Origin of the sequence: Azospirillum endophyticum (genome assembly GCF_016595245.1) — a bacterium.
Classification (GTDB): domain Bacteria; phylum Pseudomonadota; class Alphaproteobacteria; order Azospirillales; family Azospirillaceae; genus Azospirillum; species Azospirillum endophyticum.
The window spans coordinates 396,069-419,158 of the sequence record NZ_JAENHM010000030.1 but is presented as its reverse complement, the minus strand read 5'-3'; the positions used below and the strand labels follow the sequence as shown (position 1 = coordinate 419,158).

The 23,090-nt window shown below is 67.4% G+C and carries 21 protein-coding genes; 11 read left to right on the top strand and 10 right to left on the bottom strand.

Annotated features, from left to right (window positions below):
• Positions 1 to 86 precede the first annotated feature (86 nt).
• A complete protein-coding gene (locus JHL17_RS11430; protein ID WP_042697643.1) occupies positions 87 to 1,184 on the bottom strand; it encodes a TRAP transporter substrate-binding protein in 1,098 nt (365 codons plus the stop codon).
• A gap of 601 nt (positions 1,185 to 1,785) precedes the next feature.
• Here JHL17_RS11430 and JHL17_RS11425 point away from each other — a divergent pair.
• Genes JHL17_RS11425 through JHL17_RS11415 form a run of 3 tightly spaced genes read left to right on the top strand, consistent with a single transcriptional unit; the run spans position 1,786 to position 4,581 of the window.
• Positions 1,786 to 2,988, top strand: coding sequence for an OpgC family protein (locus JHL17_RS11425; RefSeq protein WP_247893456.1), 1,203 nt, complete (start codon positions 1,786 to 1,788; stop codon positions 2,986 to 2,988).
• Positions 2,989 to 3,019: 31 nt separating this feature from the next.
• Positions 3,020 to 3,802 carry an SGNH/GDSL hydrolase family protein gene (locus tag JHL17_RS11420; RefSeq protein WP_200193110.1) on the top strand — a complete coding sequence of 261 codons (783 nt, stop codon included), beginning with the start codon at positions 3,020 to 3,022 and terminating at the stop codon, positions 3,800 to 3,802.
• Entirely contained in the window at positions 3,799 to 4,581 is a 783-nt protein-coding gene (locus JHL17_RS11415) for an SGNH/GDSL hydrolase family protein (RefSeq protein ID WP_247893455.1), read from the top strand. The genes JHL17_RS11420 and JHL17_RS11415 overlap by 4 nt, the downstream gene beginning before the upstream one ends.
• 75 nt (positions 4,582 to 4,656) lie before the next feature.
• On the opposite strand, the gene JHL17_RS11410 is transcribed toward JHL17_RS11415, so the two are convergent.
• Both JHL17_RS11410 and JHL17_RS11405 read right to left on the bottom strand, forming a co-directional pair.
• Positions 4,657 to 5,040: a hypothetical protein gene (locus tag JHL17_RS11410; protein WP_014248010.1), complete on the bottom strand. Its 384-nt coding sequence runs from the start codon at positions 5,038 to 5,040 to the stop codon at positions 4,657 to 4,659.
• A gap of 36 nt (positions 5,041 to 5,076) precedes the next feature.
• A complete protein-coding gene (locus tag JHL17_RS11405; RefSeq protein WP_345773783.1) occupies positions 5,077 to 7,233 on the bottom strand; it encodes a sensor domain-containing protein in 2,157 nt (718 codons plus the stop codon).
• A 188-nt stretch (positions 7,234 to 7,421) separates the two neighbouring features.
• Between JHL17_RS11405 and recO the strand changes: the two genes are divergently transcribed.
• Together recO and parC are read left to right on the top strand one after the other, a co-directional pair.
• Positions 7,422 to 8,144, top strand: coding sequence for a DNA repair protein RecO (recO, locus tag JHL17_RS11400; RefSeq protein WP_200193108.1), 723 nt, complete (start codon positions 7,422 to 7,424; stop codon positions 8,142 to 8,144).
• Positions 8,145 to 8,165: 21 nt separating this feature from the next.
• Positions 8,166 to 10,391 carry a DNA topoisomerase IV subunit A gene (gene parC / locus JHL17_RS11395; RefSeq protein ID WP_200193105.1) on the top strand — a complete coding sequence of 742 codons (2,226 nt, stop codon included), beginning with the start codon at positions 8,166 to 8,168 and terminating at the stop codon, positions 10,389 to 10,391.
• 152 nt (positions 10,392 to 10,543) lie between these two features.
• On the opposite strand, the gene JHL17_RS11390 is transcribed toward parC, so the two are convergent.
• The 4 genes from JHL17_RS11390 to JHL17_RS11375 are packed head-to-tail and all read right to left on the bottom strand — an operon-like array spanning position 10,544 to position 13,797.
• On the bottom strand, positions 10,544 to 11,503 hold the full coding sequence (locus JHL17_RS11390; protein ID WP_200193103.1) for a MotE family protein: 960 nt from the start codon (positions 11,501 to 11,503) through the stop codon (positions 10,544 to 10,546).
• Positions 11,500 to 12,150: a DUF6468 domain-containing protein gene (locus JHL17_RS11385; RefSeq protein ID WP_200193101.1), complete on the bottom strand. Its 651-nt coding sequence runs from the start codon at positions 12,148 to 12,150 to the stop codon at positions 11,500 to 11,502. Before JHL17_RS11385 ends, JHL17_RS11390 begins: the two co-directional genes overlap by 4 nt.
• Positions 12,147 to 13,220 (bottom strand): flagellar motor switch protein FliM, encoded by a 1,074-nt coding sequence (fliM, locus tag JHL17_RS11380; protein WP_200193099.1) that lies wholly within the window; start codon positions 13,218 to 13,220, stop codon positions 12,147 to 12,149. Before fliM ends, JHL17_RS11385 begins: the two co-directional genes overlap by 4 nt.
• Before the next feature lie 28 nt (positions 13,221 to 13,248).
• On the bottom strand, positions 13,249 to 13,797 hold the full coding sequence (locus JHL17_RS11375; RefSeq protein WP_200193098.1) for a flagellar basal body-associated FliL family protein: 549 nt from the start codon (positions 13,795 to 13,797) through the stop codon (positions 13,249 to 13,251).
• Positions 13,798 to 14,313: 516 nt separating this feature from the next.
• On the opposite strand from JHL17_RS11375, the gene flgF reads away from it, so the two are divergent.
• The 4 genes from flgF to flgH are packed head-to-tail and all read left to right on the top strand — an operon-like array spanning position 14,314 to position 17,465.
• Positions 14,314 to 15,036, top strand: coding sequence for a flagellar basal-body rod protein FlgF (gene flgF, locus JHL17_RS11370; RefSeq protein WP_200193096.1), 723 nt, complete (start codon positions 14,314 to 14,316; stop codon positions 15,034 to 15,036).
• A gap of 31 nt (positions 15,037 to 15,067) precedes the next feature.
• Positions 15,068 to 15,853: a flagellar basal-body rod protein FlgG gene (gene flgG, locus JHL17_RS11365; protein WP_200193094.1), complete on the top strand. Its 786-nt coding sequence runs from the start codon at positions 15,068 to 15,070 to the stop codon at positions 15,851 to 15,853.
• Positions 15,854 to 15,913: 60 nt separating this feature from the next.
• Positions 15,914 to 16,687, top strand: coding sequence for a flagellar basal body P-ring formation chaperone FlgA (gene flgA, locus JHL17_RS11360; protein WP_200193092.1), 774 nt, complete (start codon positions 15,914 to 15,916; stop codon positions 16,685 to 16,687).
• A gap of 13 nt (positions 16,688 to 16,700) precedes the next feature.
• Positions 16,701 to 17,465, top strand: a complete 765-nt coding sequence (flgH, locus tag JHL17_RS11355; protein ID WP_200193090.1) for a flagellar basal body L-ring protein FlgH — start codon at positions 16,701 to 16,703, stop codon at positions 17,463 to 17,465.
• A gap of 257 nt (positions 17,466 to 17,722) precedes the next feature.
• Here flgH and JHL17_RS11350 read toward each other — a convergent pair whose 3' ends face one another.
• Entirely contained in the window at positions 17,723 to 18,274 is a 552-nt protein-coding gene (locus JHL17_RS11350; protein ID WP_200193088.1) for a hypothetical protein, read from the bottom strand.
• Positions 18,275 to 18,369: 95 nt separating this feature from the next.
• Here JHL17_RS11350 and JHL17_RS11345 point away from each other — a divergent pair, with 95 nt between their 5' ends.
• Positions 18,370 to 19,440 carry a hypothetical protein gene (locus JHL17_RS11345; protein WP_200193085.1) on the top strand — a complete coding sequence of 357 codons (1,071 nt, stop codon included), beginning with the start codon at positions 18,370 to 18,372 and terminating at the stop codon, positions 19,438 to 19,440.
• 140 nt (positions 19,441 to 19,580) lie between these two features.
• Here the strand turns inward: JHL17_RS11345 and JHL17_RS11340 are convergent, their stop codons facing one another.
• Together JHL17_RS11340 and JHL17_RS11335 are read right to left on the bottom strand one after the other, a co-directional pair.
• Positions 19,581 to 21,587 (bottom strand): hypothetical protein, encoded by a 2,007-nt coding sequence (locus tag JHL17_RS11340; RefSeq protein ID WP_200193083.1) that lies wholly within the window; start codon positions 21,585 to 21,587, stop codon positions 19,581 to 19,583.
• 102 nt (positions 21,588 to 21,689) lie between these two features.
• Complete coding sequence (locus tag JHL17_RS11335) at positions 21,690 to 22,535, bottom strand: transporter substrate-binding domain-containing protein (protein ID WP_200193081.1); 846 nt, start codon at positions 22,533 to 22,535, stop codon at positions 21,690 to 21,692.
• A 250-nt stretch (positions 22,536 to 22,785) separates the two neighbouring features.
• On the opposite strand from JHL17_RS11335, the gene JHL17_RS11330 reads away from it, so the two are divergent.
• On the top strand, positions 22,786 to 23,031 hold the full coding sequence (locus tag JHL17_RS11330; protein ID WP_247893454.1) for a helix-turn-helix domain-containing protein: 246 nt from the start codon (positions 22,786 to 22,788) through the stop codon (positions 23,029 to 23,031).
• Positions 23,032 to 23,090: the final 59 nt, after the last annotated feature.

Below are 23,090 nucleotides of genomic sequence, written 5' to 3'. Positions count from 1 at the left end.
GGGAGGGACTGCCGCCGCTCTCCCGAACAATCACCAATCCCCTCCCCCGCGAGAGCGGGGGAGGTTAGGGTGGGGGTCTAATGCCCCTACTTCTTCTTCTCAAGCGGCGGGGCCGCGTAGACGAAGCGGTCGAAGCTGTATTCGGCGACGCGGAACCACAGATACTCCTCCTCGCGGAACTTCTTCCACGCGTCGTAGATCTTGCGGAACTTCTCGTTCTTCGCCGCCTCGTCCTCGTAGACCTCGATGGCGGCCTGATAGCAGGCCTGCATCACCTCGTTCGGGAAGGGGCGGAGCTGGGTACCGCTGGCGACCAGGCGCTTCAGCGCCGTCATGTTCTGGACGTCGTACTTGCCCAGCATGTCCAGCGTGGCGTCGGCGCAGGCCGCCTGGAGCGCCGCCTTGTAGGTCGGCGGCAGCGATTCGAACTTCTCCTTGCCGAACAGCATGGAGACCTGCGGGCCGCCTTCCCACCAGCCGGGATAGTAGTAGTATTTGGCGACCTTCTGGAAGCCGAGCTTCTCATCGTCGTAGGGACCGACGAATTCGGCGCCGTCGATGGTGCCCTTCTCCAGAGCCGGATAGATGTCGCCGCCGCCGATCTGCTGCGGCACGACGCCCAGCTTGGCCATGATGGTGCCGGCGTAGCCGCCGATGCGGAACTTCAGGCCCTTCAGGTCCTCGACCGTCTTGATTTCCTTGCGGAACCAGCCGCCCATCTGGGTGCCGGTGTTGCCGGCGCCGATGGAGACGAGGTTGTGGCCGGCGAAGAACTCCGCCATCAGCTCCTTGCCGCCGCCATGGCTCATCCAGGCGTTCTGCTGGCGGGCGTTCAGGCCGAACGGCATCGCCGCGTCGAAGGCGAAGGTCGGATCCTTGCCGACATAATAGTAGGAGACGGTGTGGCCGCACTCGATCGTGTTGTCCTTGACCGCGTCCAGAACCTGCAAGGCCGGAACGATCTCGCCAGCCGCGAAGACGCGGATCTGGAACTTGCCGTCCGTCAGCTCCGCCACGCGCTTCGCCACGAACTCCGCACCGCCGTAGATGGTGTCGAGGCTCTTCGGGAAGCTGGAGGCGCAACGCCACTTGATCTCGGGCGCGGACTGGGCGATGGCGGGGGCGGCAAGCGTGCTGGCGGCGACGCCCACGCCGGCGGAGGTCAGAAATGCACGACGTTTCATCCAGAAGCTCCCTTGTCCATTCTCGTTATCTGTTCTTTTCACCAAGCCGGCCGATGCCCTTTTACAAGGGAAGCCGACCCGACACCCGGGCATGCCACGACCCTCACGGGACCGGACGACGCCGGGTGAGCGGGGAAAGCGGGAATGAGTGGGATGCACGCTCGGCCGACCCGGACGGCGCACCGCGGGAGACCGCGAGTCCGATGGGCGCCGGCGCAGCGAGCCAGCCGCCCGGAGCTGCGGTCTTCCGGCGTTGCGGTGCGTTTCCTCCCGGCCATCCGGGTTGCCGCCGACCTTTCGGTCGATCCGCCCCAGCTTTCTTTTGCTGTCCGGATTATGCAGGAAGCAAACGGTCGGGATCAAGTGTGAACGGCAATTGAAGTCTGTATTTCAGAGGTTTAAGGCTGCGGCGCGAAGCCGCGGGTTCCGTTCAACCACGGCCTTGACGGCAGCCGGCATCACATTCGACACCAAACTTCTCGACTCCGGCGGCGCCACCCCCATCTTTTGCCAGGAGCGCCGCCGGGAAACGGGGCGGTTTGGAGTGTTGATGAGGGCGGAGCAGGCATTTGCGGGTTGGACGGCCATGAAGGACGCGGCCATGAAAGACGGATTCATGAAGGAGGCGGCCGGGAAGGAGGCGACCGGGGCGGCCGGCGGGAACGGGGCGGCCGCGCGCGACCTGCGGCTCGACTTTTTCCGGGGGCTGGCGCTGTGGTTCATCTTCGTGAACCACATCCCGGCCAACCAGATTTCGTGGGCGACCCCACGAAATTTCGGGCTGAGCGACGCCACCGAGATCTTCGTCTTCATCTCCGGCTACACCGCGGCACTGGTCTATGGCCGGACGCTGGACGGACAGGGGTTGCCGATGGCGGCGGCACAGGTGCTGCACCGCTGCTGGACGCTGTACGCCACCTACATCATCCTGTTCTTCGCCTACACCGCCCAGATCGCCTACACCGCCCGCGCCTTCGACAGCCCGCTGTTCGCCGAGGAAATGGGCATCGCCGGCTATTTCCAGGATCCGGTCACCGCCCTGACCCAGGCCATCCTGCTGAAGTTCCGGCCGGCCAATCTGGACGTGCTGCCGCTCTACATCGTCCTCCTGCTGGCCTTCCCGCTGCTGCTGCCGGCCTTGCGCCGCCGGCCGGCCGCGGTGCTGGCGGGGTCCGCCGCGCTTTATCTCGCGGCCCGGCAATGGGGATGGAACCTCCCCACCTATCCGGATGGCGGCGTCTGGTACTTCAACCCCTTCACCTGGCAGTTGCTCTTCCTGCTGGGCGCGTCGCTGCAATTCCAGCCGGATCTCAGGGCCGTGCTGACCCGCTTCCGCCGCCCGGTGGCGGTGGCGGCCGGGGCGGTCCTGCTGGCCAGCCTGTTCCTGACGCTGTCCTGGAAATTCGCGCCGCTGCATGCGCTGATCCCGGTGTCGCTGACCGAGATCCTCTATCCGATCAGCAAGACCGACCTCGACCCGCTGCGCCTGCTGCACTTCTTCGCCCTGGTCTATCTGGTGCTGTGGCTGGTGCCGGCCGGGGCGTCCTGGCTGCGCGGGTCGCTGGCCGCCCCGGTGCTCGCCTGCGGCCGGCAGTCGCTGCATGTGTTCTGCCTGGGCGTGCTGCTGTCCTTCGCCGGGCAGACCGTGCTCGTCCATGTCAGCGGCTCGCTTTCCGCCCAGTTCCTTGTTACCGTGCTCGGCATCGCCGCGATGGTGCTGATGGCGCGTTTCCTGAACTGGTACCAGTCGGCGGAGCGGTCGCGCCGCCACCGGGTTGCGGCCACCACGAAAATGGGCACATGAGGCGTGCATGGCGCGAGCGCGGAGGCGATTGATGCTGACGGTCACGGCAGTCCTGCTGGCGGCCGCGCTGCTCGTTTCCCCCGATCGCACCCTTGCAGGCGACGCGGCGCCCCCATCCGTCGATCCCGCCTGCGCCGTGCCGGAGGCGGTCCTCGCCCCCGGCAGCGGATTGCCGCGGGTATCGGCGCAGTTGGCCGCCGGGCGGCCGCTGTCGGTGCTGATCGTCCATTCCGCCAAATCGGCGTCCAAGCCGGGCGTCGTCGGCTATCCCGCCCGGCTGGAGGGCGAACTGAAGCGCCGCCTGCCCGGCCGCGAGGTCAGCACCGCGGTGCTGAGCCTCCCCGGCGAAGCGGCCCCCGCCATGGTCGCCCCGCTGACCCAGGCGGTGGAAACGCAGAGGCCGGCACTGGTCGTCTGGCAGACCGGAACGGTCGACGCCATGCGCAGCCTGGACCTGGAAAGCTTCGGCACGGCGCTGCAATCCGGGATCGCCGAGGTCCAGCGCCGCGGCGCCGATATCGTCATCATGGACATGCAGTACAGCATGCACACGGCGCAGTTGATCGACTCCGCCCCCTACGTGTCCTACATGTCCTGGCTGGCCCAGAGTTCGGACGTCTTCCACTTTCCCCGCTACGACATCATGCGGTACTGGGTGGAGGACGGCCGGGTCGATTTCGCCGACGAGTCGGACGAGGCGAAGCGGCGTTCTTATGAATTCGTTCACCAATGCATCGGACAATTGCTGGCGCAAAGCGTCGCGACGATGATCGACCCCCTGTCGATCGGCCGGCGCACCGGAGCGAGCAATTGAGTCGTGTTCTGCCCTACGCCGTCCGCATCCTGTCCCTGATCGCCGCCCTCGCCGTTTCCACCCCGGTCCTGGCCGCTGATCCCATCACGTCGGCAAGCTGCCAGCTTCCGCGCGGCGAGACGGCCCTGTCGGCACCCCTGCCGCAACTGTCGCAGCGCATCGCGGCCGGCACGCCGATCCGGATCGTCGCCATCGGCTCCTCTTCCACCGCCGGTGCCGGGGCGACATCGCCGGACAAGGCCTATCCGGCCCGGCTCGCCCATTACCTGCGCGAGCAGTTCCGCGGCGCGGACATCGCGGTGCTGAACCGCGGGATCAACGGCGAGACCGACGACCAGACCGAAAAGCGGATCGACGCCGACGCCCTGAGCGCCAAGCCCGATCTGGTGATCTGGCAGATCGGCGCCAACACGGTGCTGCGCGACGGCGACCAGGGTCTCAGCGAGCGGGCGGTCCGCCAGGGCGTGGCGCGGCTGCGCGCCGCCGGGGTCGACGTCGTGCTGATGGACCTGCAATATTCCCCGAAGATGCTGGAAAAGGCCGGGGTCGCCCCGATGCTGGCCCGCATCGCCGGGATCGCCACCGACAATCATGTCGGCCTGTTCCACCGCTTCGAGGTGATGCGGGCATTGGTGGAGACCCGCGGGATGACCATGGCCGACCTGATCGGGCCGGACGGCGTCCACCAGAACGACCTCGGCTACGACTGCGTCGCCCGCACGCTGGCCGCCGGGATCGGCGACGCCGTGAGCATCCACAACAGCGGGCTTCAGCGGTAAAGAAAGTCGGGGGGTAAGGACGTCGGGAGGGAAGGACTTCGGGGCGGAACTCCGCCCCGCAACTTCGCCCCGCCCTTACCGCTGCATCATCGCGCTTTCCTTGCCGCAGAGGAAGAACACCTTCGAATAGACCTTCAGCAGCGCGTCGGTCAGGGCCTGCACCTCGGGGCTGCCCATGGCGCGCGGCTTGGCGGGGTCGACATGCAGGACACAGCTGTCCTTCACGTCGTTGAAGGCGGCCAGCGCATGGATGCGGTCGGGGCGGAACTCGTCGGGGAAATTCTCGTCCATCAGCCAGAAGCACTGGAAGTTCCGGCAGGACTGCGGCCGCTCCTCGTAGATCGAGCAGCCCTTGCCCTGGTCGCAGGATGCGCACCATTTGGCCGAAGGCTTCTTCAGCTCGGGCACCCCCATCAGCTTGCAGCACAGGGTGCATTCACCGCAGTTGCGGTCGGACATCACGCGAACTCCAAATAAAAACGGCTCGCAGCGGCTTCAGGCCGGTGCTGGCAAGGCGATGTGCTCGTCTTCGGCGGCCAACAGCCGCTCGACCGCCTCCGGCAGGGCCGGACGGGCGAAGTGGTAGCCCTGGGCGTATTTGCACAGACCGCGCAGATACACCGCTTCGTCCTCCGTTTCCACCCCTTCCGCCACGGCGTCCAGCCGCAAAATGGTGGCAAGCCCGGCGATGACCTGGACGATGGCGGCGTTGCCCTCCCCCGTCGACACCGCTTTGACGAAGCTGCGGTCGATCTTCAGCACATCCACCGGCAGCTTGTGCAGATAGGCCAGCGAGGAATAGCCGGTGCCGAAATCGTCGATCGACAGGCGGACATCCATGTCGCGCAGGCTCTGCATCAGCATCCGGCACTCGTCCGGATCCTGGACCAGCAGGCTCTCCGTCAACTCCAGCTTCAGGCTGGACGGCGGGATCGGCACCACGTCCAGCAGATCGCGCACCGCGCCGACGATGTCGTCGTCGCGGAACTGGCGGGTCGAGACGTTGACGCTCATGAACAGGGGCGTGGGGCGCTGGAAGCGGCACTGCCACGCCGCGAGCTGCCGCACCGCCGCGCCCAGCGCCCAGCGGCCCATCGGCGCGATCAACCCGGTCTCCTCGGCGAGCGGAATGAACTCCACCGGCGGGACCAGCCCGCGTTCCGGATGGTTCCAGCGCATCAGCGCCTCGAAACCGGCGATGGCGCCGGTCTCCAGCAGGACGATGGGCTGGTAATGCAGGCAGAGCTGACCCTGCTCCAGGGCTGCACGCAGGTCGGCCTCCATCCGCATGGCGGCCATCGCCTGCCGACGCAGGTTGGTGTCGAACACGTCGATGCGGGCCCGCCCGCCGCTCTTGGCGCGGTACATGGCAAGGCTGGCATCGCGCAGCATGTCCTCCGCCCGATCATAGCCGGTCTGGCTCAGCGCCACGCCGATGGAGGCGGTCAACACGAACTCATGCCCCTCTTCCAGCGTGACCGGGCGGGAGATGGAGCGGGCCATATGCTCCGCGGCCGCCAGCGCGTCGCCGGCATCGTCCATCTCGTCGATCAGCACCGCGAACTCGTCCGCCGACAGGCGGGCCAGCGTATCGCCGACGCGACGGCTGGCATCCAGCCGCTTGGCGACGATGCGCAGCACGCGATCGCCGGCGCTGGTGCCCAGCGCGTCGTTGATCGCCTTGAAGCGATCCAGGTCGATGATGATCGTCGCGAAGGGTCTGGCGCCGACACGGCGATTGCGGTCCAGCGCCTGCCCGATGCGGTCCAGCAGAAGGGTGCGATTGGGCAGGCCGGTCATGCCGTCATGGACGGCGTTGAACAGAATCTGCTGTTCCGCCTTCTTCCGCGCGGTGATGTCGGTCATCGAGCCGGCCATGCGGATGGCGGCCCCCTTGTCGTCGCGCACCGCCAGCCCGCGCACCAGCATCCACATCTCGGCGCCGGACTTGTCGCGGATGCGGAATTCATGCTGCAGATGCGGACGCTCGCCGCTCAGATGAAGCTCGATCGCGGTGCGCAGCCCATCCAGATCGCCGGGCGGGACCCGCTGGAACCATTCGGCGACGGTACCGCCGATCTCGGCGTCCTCGAAGCCCAGCATCGCCTTCCAGCGCGGCGAGTAGTAGATCTCGCCGCTGTCGATATGCCAGTCCCACAGCCCGTCCGCCGCCCCGGCGGCGGCGAGCGCGTAGCGCTCCTCGCTGCGACGCAGCTCGCGCTCGGCATGCTTGCGGTCGGTGATGTCGGCGACGGAGCCCACCAGCCGGACCGGCTCCCCTGCGTCGTCCATCACCGCCATGCCACGGCAGACCAGCCAGCGCCAGTGCGGGTTCGCCTTGGATTCGGTGGCGGAATCGGCGGTGAGGTCGGCGCGGCGGACGCGGTGTTCGATCTGGAACGGGACCGACAGGCCGACCATCTGCGCCTCGAACGAGGCGTGCAGCCAGTCGACGTCTTCCGGATGGACCAGCGACAGCCAATCGTTCGGCCGATTGGTTTCCCGGCTGGGATCGCCCGGCGGCAGTCCGAGAAAATCCTTGAAGCGGGGGGAGAGATACAGCGTGTCGCTGCGCAGATCCCAATCCCAGACGCCTTCGGTTCCGGCCTTTTCCGCCAGAAGATATCGGTCGATGTTGGTGTTCAAGACCACGCGTCGGACCCGTTGGCGGTCAGCGATCGGTGGGACTCCCCACCGTTGAGGTGCCGATGCTATGGGCGTTCTGGTGAAGAAACCATAAATGCTCCAAGCATGTGGGTGCCCCCCCTCGCGGAGGGTTTCCTCTGCGAGATTTTTTCCTATATTAGGATAGCTCGCCACCTCTCATGCGACCGGCACCGATGGATTGGTCCGACCAGGGAATCGTTCTGTCCGCCCGCCCCCAGGGCGAAGGGTCCGCCGTCGCGACCCTGCTGACGCGCGAGCACGGCCGGCATGGCGGCATGGTGATGGGTGGCCGATCGTCCCGCCAACGCGGCACGCTGGAGCCGGGGACGCTGGTCGCCGCCCGCTGGCGCGGCCGGCTGCCGGAGCATCTCGGCCATTTCACGCTGGAGCCGGTGAAGGGCTATGCCGCCAACTTCTTCGACGACGCCCAGACGCTGGCCGCCCTCATCAGCGCCTGCGCGCTGGTGGAAGCGGCATTGCCGGAGCGGGAGGCGCACCCCGCCCTGTTCGACGGGCTGCTCGCCCTGTTCGACCTGCTGGACGGGCCGGCCTGGGCCGAGACCTATGTGCGATGGGAGATCGGGCTGCTGGCGGAGCTCGGCTTCGGCCTCGACCTCGACCGCTGTGCGGTGTCGGGGGCCAACGACTATCTCGCCTATGTCAGCCCGCGCACCGGCCGGGCGGTGACCGCATCGGTGGGAGAACCCTATCGCGACCGGCTGCTCCCCCTGCCCGACTTCCTGGCCGGGCGCGGCGGCGGCGGCCCGGCGGCGGTGGCCGACGGGCTGCGGCTGACCGCGCATTTCCTGGAACGCCACGTGCTGAACGGGCCGCTGCCGCCCGCGCGTGAGCGCTTGAGAGAACGTTACGCGAACGCGGTAGCGCGTTCCGGCTGAAGCTGCTAAACCGACCTGATCATGAAGCCGCAAAATCCCGCCTCCGAGATCCTGGAAAAGCCGCTGGCCGACGCGCTCGGCGAGCGCTATCTCAGCTATGCGCTGTCCACCATCATGTCCCGCTCGCTGCCCGACGTGCGCGACGGGCTGAAGCCGGTGCACCGACGCCTGCTGTTCGCCATGAGCCAGCTCCGGCTGGAACCGACGACGCCGCCCAAGAAATCGGCCCGCGTCGTCGGCGACGTGATCGGCAAGTTCCATCCGCACGGCGACACCTCGGTCTACGACGCGCTGGTCCGGCTGGCCCAGGATTTCTCCGTCCGCTATCCGCTGGTCGACGGCCAGGGCAATTTCGGCAACATCGACGGCGATAACGCCGCAGCGATGCGGTACACCGAAGCCCGGCTGACCGAGGTCGCCAAGGCCCTGCTGGAGGGCATCGACGAGGACGCCGTCGATTTCCGCCCGACCTATGACGGCGACGGCGACGAGCCGGCGGTGCTGCCCTCCAACTTCCCCAACCTGCTGGCCAACGGGTCGAGCGGCATCGCGGTCGGCATGGCCACCAACATCCCGCCGCACAATGTCGGCGAGATCTGCGACGCGCTGCGCCACCTGATCAAGCACCGCGACGCCTCGATCGAGACGCTGGTCGGTTTCATGCCCGGCCCGGATTTCCCCACCGGCGGCGTGCTGGTCGAATCGCCGCAGAACGTGGTCGAAGCCTACCGCACCGGCCGCGGCGCCTTCCGCCTGCGCGCCCGCTGGGAGGTGGAGAAGCTGGGACAGGGCACTTGGCAGATCGTCGTCACCGAAATGCCCTATCAGGTGCAGAAGGCCCGGCTGGTCGAGAAGATCGCCGAGCTGCTGCTGGCCAAGAAGCTGATCCTGCTGGACGACGTGCGCGACGAATCGGCGGAGGACGTGCGTCTCGTCCTGGTGCCGAAGAACCGCAACGTGGATCCCGAGGTTCTGATGGCCTCGCTGTTCCAGGCGACCGACCTGGAAATCCGCTTCTCGATGAACATGAACGTGCTGGGCGCCGATCATGTGCCGCGGGTGATGAACCTGCGCGAGGTGCTGCAAGCCTTCCTCGACCACCGGCACGAGGTGCTGCTCCGCCGGTCCAACCACCGGCTGAAGCAGATCGACCACCGGCTGGAGGTTCTCGGCGGCTATCTCGCCGCCTACCTGAACCTGGACGAGGTCATCCGCATCATCCGCGAGGAGGACGAGCCCAAGCAGGAACTGATCCGCGCCTTCACCCTGACCGACGTGCAGGCCGACGCCATCCTCAACATGCGGCTGCGCAACCTGCGCAAGCTGGAGGAAATGGAAATCCGGCGCGAGCACGACACGCTGACCAAGGAGAAGAACGGCCTGCTGGAGCTGATGGGCGACGAGGCCCTGCGCTGGAAGCGCATCGCCGAGAGTGTCGCCGAGATCAAGAAGAAGTTCGGCAGCGGCGCGCTCGGCAAGCGGCGCACCGACGTCGCCGACGCGCCGACGGTGATCGAGGTGCCGCTGGACGCGCTGGTCGAGCGCGAGCCGGTGACCGTCCTCTGCTCCGCCAAGGGCTGGATCCGCACGGTGCGCGGCCACCTGACCGACGCGGAAGCGGAGGACGTGAAGTACAAGGACGGCGATGCGCGCGGGTTCATCGAGCGCTGCGAGACGACCGACAAGCTTCTGGTCTTCGCCAGCAACGGCAAGTTCTTCACCATCGGCGTCGACAAGCTGCCGCGCGGCCGCGGCTTCGGCGAGCCGGTGCGGCTGATGATCGACCTCGGCAACGACGTCGACATCGTCGACCTGTTCCGCCACCAGCCCGGCCGCACCCTGCTGGTGGTGTCGGAGGACGGCCGCGGCTTCCGCGTCGAGGAGGCGGAGGTTCTGGCCCAGACCCGTGCCGGCCGCCAGGTCCTGAACCTGGAGGACGGCAAGTCCGCCCGCATTTGCCAGCCGGTGACCGGCGACACGCTCGCCATCATCGGCAACAACCGCAAGATGCTGGTCTTTCCGCTGGAGCAGGTGCCGGTGCTGGCCCGCGGCAAAGGCGTCCAGCTGCAGAAATACAAGGACGCCAGCGTCGCCGACGTGAAGACCTTCACGCTGGCCGACGGGCTGACCTGGAAGAACGGCGAGCGCAACTTCACCGTCCACGACCTGACCGGCTGGATGGGCGACCGCGCCGGCCAGGGCAAGATGCCGCCGAACGGCTTCCCGAAGAACAACCGGTTCCTGTGAGGGGTTGGGTTTTGGGTGGGGAGTTAGACCCCCACCCTAACCCTCCCCCGCTGGGCGGGGGAGGGACTGCCGCCGCTCTTCCCGAAAGCACTTTTCCGCACAAACCCTTGTCCCCTCCCCCGCCCAGCGGGGGAGGGTTAGGGTGGGGGCAATTACTTCGGCGCCGTGACCGTCGCCGTCAGCGGCACGCGGCGTTCGACCAGGGCCGAGGTGACCTCCTTGGCCTTCACCGGGTCCATGGCGGCCAGGATCGGCGCGGTCTTCTGTTCCTTCATCTTCTGGATGACGCCCAGCAGCACCGGCATGTCGAGTTCCTCGAAGATGCGGGCCGCTTCCTTGGGCTTCATCGTCTCGTAGATCTTCACCAGGCTTTCCAGCTGGGCCGACTGCTTCTCGTCGCCCTGGGCCATCAGCTTCTGGATGTCGGAGCGGGTCTTCTCCATCTCCGCCACCTTCTGGTCGATCCGCTTCTCGGCGGCGGCCAGCAGGGCCTCGCGCTGCTCCATCTCCTTGGTGCGGCGCTCGATCTCGGCGCGGCGCTCGGCGAAATGCTGCAGAAGTTCCTGGTTGTCGATGGGGCCGAGCGGCGCCGGCGGCGCATTGGCGACCGGAGCGTTCGTCGGGCCGCTCGACCCGCCGGGAGCCGGAGGCGCATCCTTGCCGGCCGGCTTGGTGGTCGCCGACGGGGTCTGGCTGGGTGCCGTGGCCGGGGTGGAGCTTTGCGGACCCTGGGCGAGGCTGACCGGGAAATCCGGCAGGCGGGCATCATGGGTGGCGAGCCGCCACAGATCGCCGACCCGCACCCCCAGCATCATCACCGCGACGAAGATGGTCAGCGGCAGCAGGCGGAAGCGGAAACCGCGAAACCGTGCGCGAAGCCGCTCGGTCAAGGGCACGCGCGGCGTCGCCGGCTTGCGGAGCTTGGCCTTCGCCTTGCCCTTCTTCGCCGGAACCTTGCCGGCGGCGGGACGCACCGCCGGCAGTTGCGCCTGCTGGGCGGCCAGCGTCGGAGAGGTGCGGACTCCGGTCGGAGCGGCGCCGGCCGGCCGGATCACGACCTTGGGTTCGCCGCCCGCAGACGCGGGCTTGCCGTCACTGGTGCGCATGGTCATCCAAGCCCCTTGCCGGCATTCTCGATCGCCTGCAGCAGTTCACGTTCGGCCCTGGACAGGCTTTCGCCGTCGCGGGTGATGAGATCGCGCGTTTCGGCAGCCGGTTCGGGACGCACGGCGGCCCGGCGCGGCGGCGCGTCCAACCGGGCCGGCGGCGGGGCGTGGTCGTCATGGTCATGGTCATGCTCGTCCTCGACCGGCAGGCTGCGCAGCGCCGGGCGTGGTGCCACCAGCGGCGTCTTTACCGGGTTGCGCGCTGCCAGCACCGGCGCCACCGCGACCGACCGGTTGCCGCCGTCCCGACCGCCGTCGCGCCGGCCGCCATCGCGGTCGCCGACGCCGCCCAGCCGGTTGGCCAGCGTGTCGCCCGCCTCGATCATGAATTGCAGCTCGTCGCGCAGGGCCTGCGCCTTGATCACCGTGCGTTGAAGATCCTCGCCGGTATCGCCGGCCGCCTTCTTCAGCGTGCGGACGCCGCTGTCGGCCCGTCCCATCGCCTCGTTCAGCCCCTGGATCAATTCGGCCATCTCGCCGCGGCTCTCGCGCAGCTTGATGATCTGCTTGTTCAGGATGATCGCGTAGGCGATGGTCGCGGCCAACAGGCCGACCATGACGACGTCGATGATGATGGAGACCAGCGGACTCATAGCCTCATGACCTCCTGCTTGGGCAGTTCCTTTTCCAGGCGGACGGCGATGTGCCCGCCCTTGCGCCCCATCCGCCCCTGGAACATCGACACGTCGCCGCAGCGCAGCTCGATCGCGCCGTCGGGGGTGGCGTTCAGCAGGATGCGGGTGCCGACGCGCCAGTTCAGCACGTCGTGCAGGGTCATCGTCACCTCGTCCAGAACGGCGGACAGGTCGACGTCCGTCACCATCAGCTCCGAGGCCAGGTGGGTTTCCCAGATCGAGTCACGGCCGAACTTCTCGCCCATGAACATCTGGAGCAGCAGCTCACGCACCGGCTCCAGCGTCGCGTAGGGGATCATCAGCTCCAGCCGGCCGCCGCGATCCTCCATGTCGATGCGCAGCTTGACCAGCACCGCCGCGTTGGCGGGCCGCGCGATGGTGGCGAAGCGCGGGTTGGTCTCCAGCCGGTCGAAGCGGAAGGTGACGGGCGACAGCGGGTCGAAGGCGGCGGACAGGTCGGACAGCACCACATGGACCATGCGTTCCACGAGGTTGCGCTCGATGGTGGTGTAGGGGCGGCCTTCGATGCGCATCGCCGCCGTGCCGCGCCGGCCGCCGAGCAGCACGTCGACGATGGAGTAGATCAGCGCGGAGTCGACGACCATCAGGCCGTAATTGTCCCATTCCTCCGCCTTGAAGACCGACAGCATCGCCGGCAGCGGGATGGAGTTCAGGTAGTCGCCGAAACGGACCGAGGAAATCTGGTCGAGGCTGACCTCGACATTGTCGGAGGTGAAGTTTCGGAGCGAGGTGGACATCATGCGGACGAGGCGGTCGAACACCACCTCCAGCATGGGCAGGCGTTCGTAGTTGACCAGCGCCGAGTTGACCAGCGCCATGATGCCGGAGTTGTCGCCGTCGCCGGCGCCACTCTGGTCGAAGCCCAGCAGGCTGTCGATCTCGTCCTGGTTCAGGACGCGCGTCGATCCGCCGCCGCCCATGTCGCCGACATCGCCGCTGTCCTCGGCCAATGCCGCCCATTCGGCGGCAAGCCGTTCTTCTTCGCTCAGTTCACCGGTGTCGCTCATCGGCCCCCATCCCCACCTGACCGGGCCCTCACTGGACCAGCATTTCCTTGAACAGCACGTCCTTCACCTTCACCGGGAACGCGGCGGCGGTGATGCGCAGAAGCAGTTCCTGGCGCAGCCGGTACATGCCGGCCGACCCCCTCAGGTCCTCCAGCCGCAGCTCGCGCAGATAGACCTGGAAATTGTCGATGATGCGCGGCAGCACATGCTCCACCGCACCGACGTCCTCCGGCTTCGACAGCTGGATGGAGATCTTGATCTTCAGGAAGGCCGGACGCTTGTTGCCGGTGTTCAGGTTCACCAGCATGTCCGGCAGGTCGTAGAAGATCGGTGCCGCGTGCGCGGCGTCGCCCTTGCCGGCCTCGGCGCCATGCTCACCCTCGGCAGCCGCCTGCTCCCCCTCCGCCGGTTTCTCCTTCCCAAGAAGCCCGTCGAGCAGGCCGGAGAAATAGACGCCGGCACCCGCACCGATCAGCAGGACCAGGGGCAGAACGACGAACAGGACCAGCTTCTTGCCGCTGAATTTCTTCCGGGGCAGGCCGTCGGTCAGTTCACCGGCGTCGGTTTCGGCAGCCATGACATCCTGGGATCGTTCGAGGTGCGCAACGGCTCAGGCATCCACCGCCTGACCTTGTCGAAACTACTTTTGGGATAGTTAATAACTCCTTTCGAGTGGGGAACGGACCGCCCCGAACGGGCAGGTTTCACCCCTCTGTCACCAATTCGGCACGGTTCTTGATTGGGTCTGCCCGGCAGTCCGCGCCGGCAGGTCGCTCCAAGCGCCTTCACGCCCGGACTCCACCCTCGGCCGCCCGCTTTCCCACTTGGGAATGGCGGGCCGCAGCCCATCGCCCCGCCCCACCCCTTGTGCGGCGGGAACGGGAGAGTCTTGCCCGGTGGTACCCGGCAAGGATGGCCCGCCTCCCGGCAGATTCTGCCCGGCACCCCCTGCCCCACCCGGCGGGAGCGCTCCCGCCTTGCCTGGAAACGGCGGAATCCCGCGCCCCGGGATGCTTGGCACGCCGCCTGCAATACCCCTTTCGCCGGTCGGACGCTGTCGCCCGATCCGTTCGCAAGGTAAAGAGGCCGCAAGATGGAAAATTCGATCTACGTCGCCCTGTCGCGCCAGATGGCGCTGCAACGCCAGCTGGACGTGACGTCGAACAACATCGCGAACATGAATACGACCGGCTACAAGAACCAGCGGACGCTGTTCACCGAGTTCCTGGAAAAGCCCGGCCTGCACGAGAAGGTCAGCTTCGTCCAGGACCGTGCGGTGGTGCGCGACCTGTCCAACGGCGCCATGACCCAGACCGGCAACCCGCTGGATCTGGCGCTGACCGGCCAGGGTTACTTCACCGTCGATACCGCCAGCGGCCCGCGCTACACCCGCGCCGGCAATTTCCGCCTGAACGACCAGCGCCAGTTGGTGGATGCCGGCGGCCTGCCGGTGCTGTCCAACAGCGGCCAGCCCATCACCATCCCGGCCGGCACCAGCGACGTGAAGGTCAGCGGCGACGGCACCGTCGCCACCGAGCTGGGCCCGGTCGCCAAGCTGAACGTCGTGACCTTCAAGAACGAGCAGCTGATGACCGAGGTCGGCAACGGCCTGTACGTCACCGACGAGCAGCCGGAGCCGGCGCCGGTCGAGACGAAAGTGGCACAAGGCTTGCTTGAGGGTTCCAACGTGAAGCCCGTCGTCGAGATGACGCAGATGATCGACATCCAGCGTCAGTACATGTCCGCCCAGCGGATGATCGAGAACGAGCACGAACGCATCCGCACGATGATCCAGCGTCTGGGCCGTACCGCCTGATCCAGACCGACGACGAGAGGAGAAGACCACAATGCGCAGCCTCGCCATCGGCGCCACCGGCATGATCGCCCAGCAGCTCAACGTCGAGACGATCTCCAACAACATCGCCAACTCGACCACCACCGGCTACAAGAAGCAGCGGGCGGAATTCCAGGACCTGCTGTACCAGAATTTCCGCCGCATCGGCTCGACCTCGTCGGATGCCGGCACCGTGGTACCGACCGGCGTGCAGGTGGGTGCCGGCGTGCGCGTCGCCGCGGTGGCCCGCGTGCTGGAACAGGGCAACCTGAACATCACCGACAACAAGCTGGACGTGGCGATCAACGGGTCGGGCTACTTCCAGGTGACGCTGCCCAGCGGCGACACCGCCTACACCCGCGCCGGCAACTTCAAGCTGTCGCCGGAAGGCATGATGGTCACCGCCGACGGCTATCCGATCCAGCCGAACATCACCATCCCGTCCAATGCGGTGGACGTCTCCATCAACTCGTCGGGCGAGGTGCTGATCAAGCTGGACGGCCAGACCGCCACCCAGAATGTCGGCCAGATCCAGCTCGCCACCTTCGCCAACGCCGCCGGGCTGGAAGCCACCGGCGACAACCTGTTCCTGGAATCCGGCGCGTCCGGCCAGTCGGTGACCGGCAATCCCGGCGCTCCCGGCTTCGGCCGCGTCACCCAGGGCGCGCTGGAGACCTCGAACGTCAACGTCGTGCAGGAGATCACCACCCTGATCACCGCCCAGCGCGCCTACGAGATGAACTCCAAGGTGATCAAGACCACCGACGAGATGATGCAGCAGGCCAGCCAGATGAAGTAACGCCGCCGGCCGTAACGCTGCCGGCGCCTCGCTTCAGCCCTCATATCGGGAACCACCGCCATGATCCGCCACACCGCCACCCGCCGCCTGCCCGCCCTGCTCCTCGGCGCCGCCCTGCTGGCCGTTCCGGTCACGGGTCAGGCAGCCTCGGCCGCGGTCGCGGCTGCGACCGTGTCGGCTCCGGCGCCCGACGTCGTCTACGGCATGCCCCATGTCGAAGCGGTGCTGTCGGACGCGCTGTCGCGGGTCATCACCGCCGGCCGGCTGCAGATGGAGCTGGACAACCGCGCGGTCGAGCTGCGCGCGCCGCAGGGCGCCGGCGGGCTGGCGGTGGAGAACCTCTATTACAGCCCGATCCAGGGACGCTTCGCCGCCGAGATCGTGGTGACCGGCAGCCAGGTCCGCCTGCCGGTGTCCGGCCGCGCCTTCGGCGTGGTGCAGATCCCGGTGCTGTCGCGTCGCATCATCCCCGGCGACGTCATCGGCCCGGGCGACGTCGACTGGCAGGACGTGCGCGCCGACCAGACCACCAGCGACACCGCCGCCACCGACGCCCAGCTGATCGGCATGACGCCGAAGCGCGGCGTGTCGACCAACCAGCCCGTCCGCCTGCGCGACCTCCAATCGCCGCGCATGGTCGACAAGGGCGCCATGGTCACCATCACCCTGACCACGCAGTCGATGACGCTGACCACCCAGGGCAAGGCCCTGCAGGACGGCGGCAGGGGCGAGGTCATCCGCGTCGTGAACACCCAGTCCAACCGCATCGTCGAAGCGACGGTCGCAGGCCCCAACGTCGTCGCCGTGGCAAAGCCCGGCATCATCGCGCAGTGAGGAGAAAGCTCCAATGTCCGCCACCAAGACCGTCCGCCTGATCCGCTTCGCGATGATCGCCGCTGCCGCCACCTCGCTGACCGCCTGCGGCGCCGCCTCACGCATCGCCGACATCGGCAAGGCGCCGGAGATGAGCAGCATCCAGGACCCGCAGGCCAAGCCCGGCTACCAGCCGATCAGCCTGCCGATGCCGACGCCGCTGCCGACCGAGCGCAACCCGAACTCACTGTGGCGGACCGGGGCCAAGGCCTTCTTCAAGGACCAGCGCGCGGCCAAGGTCGGCGACATCCTGACCATCAACATCTCCATCGCCGACCAGGCCAAGCTGTCGAACGAAAGCAAGCGGTCGCGCGCCAACACGGAGAAGGCCGGCATGCCGAGCCTGTTCGGCCTGGAAGCCGGCACGCTGAGCCGCGTCCTGCCGGCCGGCGCCTCGGCCGCCAGCCTGGTGGATCTGTCGAGCGACACCAACAACGACGGCAAGGGGTCGGTCGACCGCAACGAGAAGATCGAGCTGAAGGTGGCGGCGCTGGTGACCCAGACCCTGCCCAACGGCAATCTGGTAGTCCAGGGCCGCCAGGAGGTCCGGGTCAATTACGAACTGCGCGACCTGCAAATCCACGGCGTGATCCGCCCCGAGGACATCACGGCGCAGAACACCATCAGCTACGAGAAGATCGCCGAAGCCCGCATCTCCTACGGCGGCCGCGGCCAGATCACCGACGTCCAGCAGCCGCGCTACGGCCAGCAGCTGTACGACATCATCATGCCGTTCTGAGGACGTTTCGCGAACTGAACAACAGAAATTGCAGCAATATCAAGGACATAGGGGGAGAAATCCCCCTATGGCCGTGTTGCACGTTGTTTCGTCGGAAAACCGAGTAGATCCGCCATTTTCCGGCCGTTCCCGAAAATTCCATGCAACACTGCTGCAACACGGGCTGCACCTCTGTTCGCCTCGTGTTCGCATGGGAAAATGCTGCCTCTCGGCTGGTTCTGCCGTGCCAATTCTGCCGCATAGACCAGCCGGAAGGATCAGCCGGTCGCAGCGCTTCCGGTTTTCGCCTCGGCCGCTTCGCCCGCTCGGCGGCACCGCCTCCAGGTCGCCGTAAAGCCCGGCACGCTGCGGCTCAGTTCATCCAGCAGCGCCAGCACCTCGGCCAGTGGCGCGCCGGGCTCGGTGATCGTCCCGTCCGGCCCCCACATGGCGGCGATGACATCAAGGCGCGCCAGGACATCGGCGGCGCCGGTGACAGGCCGAGCCCGGATCTCGGCGGCGAGCCGCCGCGCCTCTTGCTCCAGCCGGCGGACACGCCAAGGCGCGGTACCGGACATCTCCCGTCCGGGTTTTCCACCTCTCAACCGAGTTGCCTTGGCGTTGACCATCGCCTGGAACCGCTGGGCGGCCTCAAGGCTGATGGCCGTCCATCCGGGCGCCTGTAGCGTCTCCAACTCGGCCGGGCTGCTGTAGCGCATCCTCCCGATCACCACGGGCCGGCCAATGCTGGCCAGTTGTTCCCGCGTCAGCAGCTCGGCCAGTTCGATCCGCACCGCGCTCCACCGGCGCCATGCCGCTCGCGCCGTCATGGGAACCGCCTCCCATCGTGGGACCGTGGGACGGACGACCGGTTGCCATGGTGTGACTCCTTCGCATCCGAATGCTTCGAGAGCGAGGGACAGGTATGGCCGAACGGCGGTTGGTGGAGACGATTCCCCTGCAAGGGAGCCCGCGCGGGCCGGTGCTGCGCGCGGCGCGCGATGCCCTGTGCACGGCCGGGCTGGCGGCCGGCGTCACGCTGGTGCTGGTCGAGGAATGGGAAGCGCTGGAGCGGCTGAACGCCCAGCACCGCGGTGACTGGTTCCCGCTCCTCCCCCGGCCGGCGGCGGCGCCGTGCTTCTGGGTGGCCGCGGTCGATGCCGAGGGCGAGTTCGTCGCCACCCATGGCGTGGTGCTGCTCGACTGCTCGACCGCCAGCTTTGGCGCGCGGGTCGGGGACCTGACGGCGTTCCATGATCCTGGTGCTGCTCCGTCGGAAGAGTTCGGGTTCTGCGCCTCGCCGGCGGCGCACGAGACGCGCGGGGCGGTGGCCTGGATCGTCGCGGGCTGGAACCGGTCGGACTGGCGCGGGCGCGGGCTGTTCCACCTGCTGGGCGCCGTGGCGCGTCTGGTGGCGCTGGACCGCTGGTTGCCGCGCTGGGTGGTCGGGCTGGTCGATCCGGAGACGGTGCCGGTATGGACCTGTCGCTGTGCCGGCCGGGCGCTGCTGGAGCCCCTGTCTGCGGTGCTCTACCAGCAGACGGGCGTCGGGCGGCTGCCGCTCCATTTCATGCGGTGGAGCCGGCCGGCGGTGCTGCTCGATCTGCAGGACGCGGCGCGGGCGTGGTCAATGCAGGGTCTGGACGTCGACGGCGGACAGGACGGCGCGGCGACCGCGATCCTCCCACCCATAAAGCGCGTGGGTGTAGACGAAGGGCTGGCCGACGCCCGAGACGGTCACGCGGTTGAAGACGGCTTCGCCGGCGCCGATGCTCTCGGCATACTGCGCCCCGACGCTGTGCGCGAATTCGACATGCGGATCCGCTTCGTCGGGCTGGTTGATGACGGCCCGGCCCCAGGCGCGCCCCAGGACCGACAGCGTCGGCACCCCCAGGTGTCGGAAGCACAGCGGCTCGGCTGGCCCGGTGCTGGACAGGAAGGTGCAGCGATCCATCAAGCCGGCGCGCTTCAGAAAGGCGGGCAACGATGGGGTTAGCACGCGCTGGCGCCGGCACTCTGCCACAATGGTGCGCTGCCAGTCCGTCGCCTCGGCCAGCGTCAGCCGGACGATGGTGGTCTCCGGCCGGACGGCGGGGCGCAGGGCGCCCCGGTCCTGAGTGGGGAAGGCGAGGATGGTCATGCGGCGCGCTCCAGCTTCAGGGCCTCCACCGCGGCGGCATAAGCCGCCTGGAACTGCGCCGGGGTGATGCCGGCGGCGCTGGCACCGGCGTCGACCATGCGGCCGGTCGGCTCCTGCGGCAAGGCCAGTGTGGCGGGCGCCTCGGCCTCGAAGGCGGCGACCGTGTCGGCGAAGGCGTCCGGTTCCTGGTGCTGATCGTTGGCAGCGGCTGGCAACGCCTCCAGCATCTTGACCGTCCGCCACAGAATCAGGGACTGGTAGTCGGTGAGGCCTTCTTCGTTCGGTTCATCTCCGCGGAGAAAGGCCCTCTCCGCCTCGATCGTGCTGCAGGTTCGCAAGAACAGGTAACGAAGCAGGATGGCGGCGCCGCGGGGTGTCGCAGGCGCAAGGGTCACAAGGTGATCCGCTGCGGCTTCCATTGCCTGTTCGTGCGGCTCACGCTCTTCATCCGATGCGCTATCGGGGAGAGCGCTTTCGGCTCTCATTGCCTTCAACAGCGCGTCATAGGCATTGAACAGGTCGATGTCGTGACGGCCGCCGGGCTGCTTATCGGATTCTTCCTCCAGCTTCACATGCCGCTGCATCAGGTGCCGCAGCCCCGCCACCATCGCCCTGAAGGGCACCTGCGAATCAACCGCCAGCAGCTCCGCCGCGTCTTCGACCACGAACAGGAGGCGCTGCCACGCGGTGGAGCCGTCCGCATCGATGCTCGGCAGGATCCCGTCGTCGAGCATTGCATTCGACGCAGTCAGGAAATACCCCAGCATCGCGATGGCGTCGGCAACGCAGCGCACCGGTGCCGATGCCAGCCGGTCTTCGATCTGGTCGAGTTCCGCCTCTAGAACGTCGCTCTCCTCGTCGGACAGATCATCGGAGAGAAAGCGGGCCCGAACCGTCACCCACTGCCCGTAGAGGATGGTGAGTGCGTCCTGTGTCGTCTCCTCTTCATCTGGCAAGCCGATGCGCTGAGCGTTCTGCATGGCAGTCCACAGCCACACCCGATCAAGCGTGCTGTCTGCCGTCGGGCCGTCCTCTTCGCCCGGCTCGGCGTCGAGCAGCCTCCAGATCACGGCCAACTGGACCGCCAAGCCCGCCCCGGTCTTGGGGGTGAGCTCCATGATCAGGTGATCGACCTCCTTCCACTCGATCAGGAGGGGGGCCGCTTCATGACCCGAGCGGGCGGGCTGATCGATGCGCTGAATCAGCTCGGCACGGTGCCGGCCAAGTGCAAGGAGGGCGGTGTCCGGGTGCCTTCCGTCCGCCGGTGCAGATAGCACCATCCCGCTCCACAGCTGTCGCAATCGCTGCACGTCCTCTTCCAGCAGAGCGATTTCCTCATCTGGAAACACCAGATGGCAGATGCCGAGTTCGGGACACGCAAGCCGCTCGACCTTGGCGAGGAGGTCACCCACGGTCTGCGTAGGGGTGGCCAGCATGGCCCTCTCGATGCGAGACCATTCTCCAGCATCAGAAAACCGCTCCGCCTCAACGCGCTCCAACTCGGCGGCGTCCTCTGGATCGTCCTTGAGTTCGGTGCTTCCTCGTTTCAGCAGTTCGCGCACGCGATCGGCAGCCTGCCGGAACGTCATGCCGATGCTGGGGATGATGCTGGTCTCGTCCGGGGACGCGCTTCGGGCCGTTTCCACCACCTGATGCAGGAAGGTCGCGACTCGGCGCAGAGCGGGGATATCGCGCTGGGGAATGTGGGTGGCATCGTCTGGAAAGATGCGGTCAAGGATCGACGCGGCATCCAGGATCGTGTGCGGCATCGCGCCGGTAACAGCGTTCTCCAACGCGCTCCATTGGGCGGCGAGAACGTCCGCCTGCTCGTCGGTCAACGCGCCGGGTCCGTCATTCTCCGCCAGCAGATCGGCCGTCTTCTGACTGGCCTCGGCAATGGTCATGCCTAGCGCCGGAATGGTGGTGCTGCCCAGCAGCATGGTGCGCAGGTCCTGAGGCTTGCGCGCGGCGTCGACGCGGCTATGTTCGGGATCGATCTTCATGGTTTAGCGGTTTCCATGGGGGTCAATAGTCGGCGCTGTTGCTGCGGCGCCGATACCGGGCGCCCGGCCGTTGCTGCGGTCGGGCGTTCGTCGTTCTGGCGGTCAGCGGGCCGACAGGTCGGTACCGAACCAACGGCCGGACAGGCGCGCGGTGGTGCCGTCCTCTGCGGCGCTGGCGATAGCCTGGGTGAAGCGGGCGGACAGCTGGTCGCCCTTCCGCACAGCAACAGCCACACCGCCGCCCAGCACGCCGCCGCTGAAGGCCGGACCGGCCGGGATCAGGCTCCCGCCGGCGGCGCGCAGGGCCTCCACCGACGTCCGGGCCGTCAGCATTGCATCGACGCGGCCAGCGGAGAGGTCCAGGGCGGCGGCGTCGACCGTCTCATAGAAGCGCAGCCGGACGCGGGGGAACAGCGCCTCCATCATGTGGGCATGGTTGGTCGAGGCCTGCACGGCGATCACCTTCCCGTCCAGCGCCCGGGCGGCGCTGCTGGCGACGCGCTGACCGGCCGCGGTGGAGAGATCGGCCCGCTCCACGTCCGGCAGGGCGCTGGCCAGCTCGGAGCCCGGCCGCACGGCGAATACCGCCGGATCGGCGGCATAGGCGGCGCTGAAGTCGACCACGGCGGCCCGCTCGGCGGTGGCGGTGACGCCCGCCATCACGGCGTCGTATTGACCCTGCTGCAGGCCGGGCAGGATGCCAGTCCAGTCCTGGGCGACGACGTTGCACCGGACCTGCATCCGGCGGCACAGGTCGTTGGCGAGGTCGATCTCGAAGCCGACCAGCTTGCCGTCAGCGGCGGTGGCGTTCCACGGGGCGAAGGCGCCTTCGGTGGCGATGCGCAACACCGGGGCAGGCTCCGGCTGCGGACTGGCGAAGGAGGCGGCGCCAGCGGCGATAGTGGCAGCGACCGCGGTGGCGGTGGCGAACAGGGCAAGGCGGCTCATGCAGGATCCTCCAGGCAAGAAGAGGGCGTTCGCGCCGGATGGCACGTTGCTCGGGCAAACGCTTCGTCGGTATGGCAAGAGCGAAACAGCTCGCGTAATCGAGTAGAGCGCCGCGGATCATCGCGCCGCGTCAGCATTTATCGGTTGCCGTAACTCTCTAATGGGTTACCATAACCCTATCTAAAGAGTTTGCGCAACCCAAAAGTGGGTTTTCATAACCAATTTCTGAGGCACAGGAATGTCGCTCACATTGAGCCGCCAGATGAAGGCGGCGCGAGCATTGATCGGCTGGGAGCAACAGCAACTCGCCGATGCCGCCGGAGTGGCGATTAACACAATCCGGCGGATGGAAGCCGGGGACGGGCCGATCAAGGCAAATGCGGAGACGCTACGGAAAGTCGAGCGCGCGCTGATGGATGCCGGCTTGGAGCTGCTGAACCATGGAGCGCCGGGCGTGCGGCTGCGTCAACTAAGCCCCACCTCCGAAGAGAATTAGATAATCGGCTATGCATAAATGGTCGCAATGGTCACGATCTAAATAATTCTATATTCAAT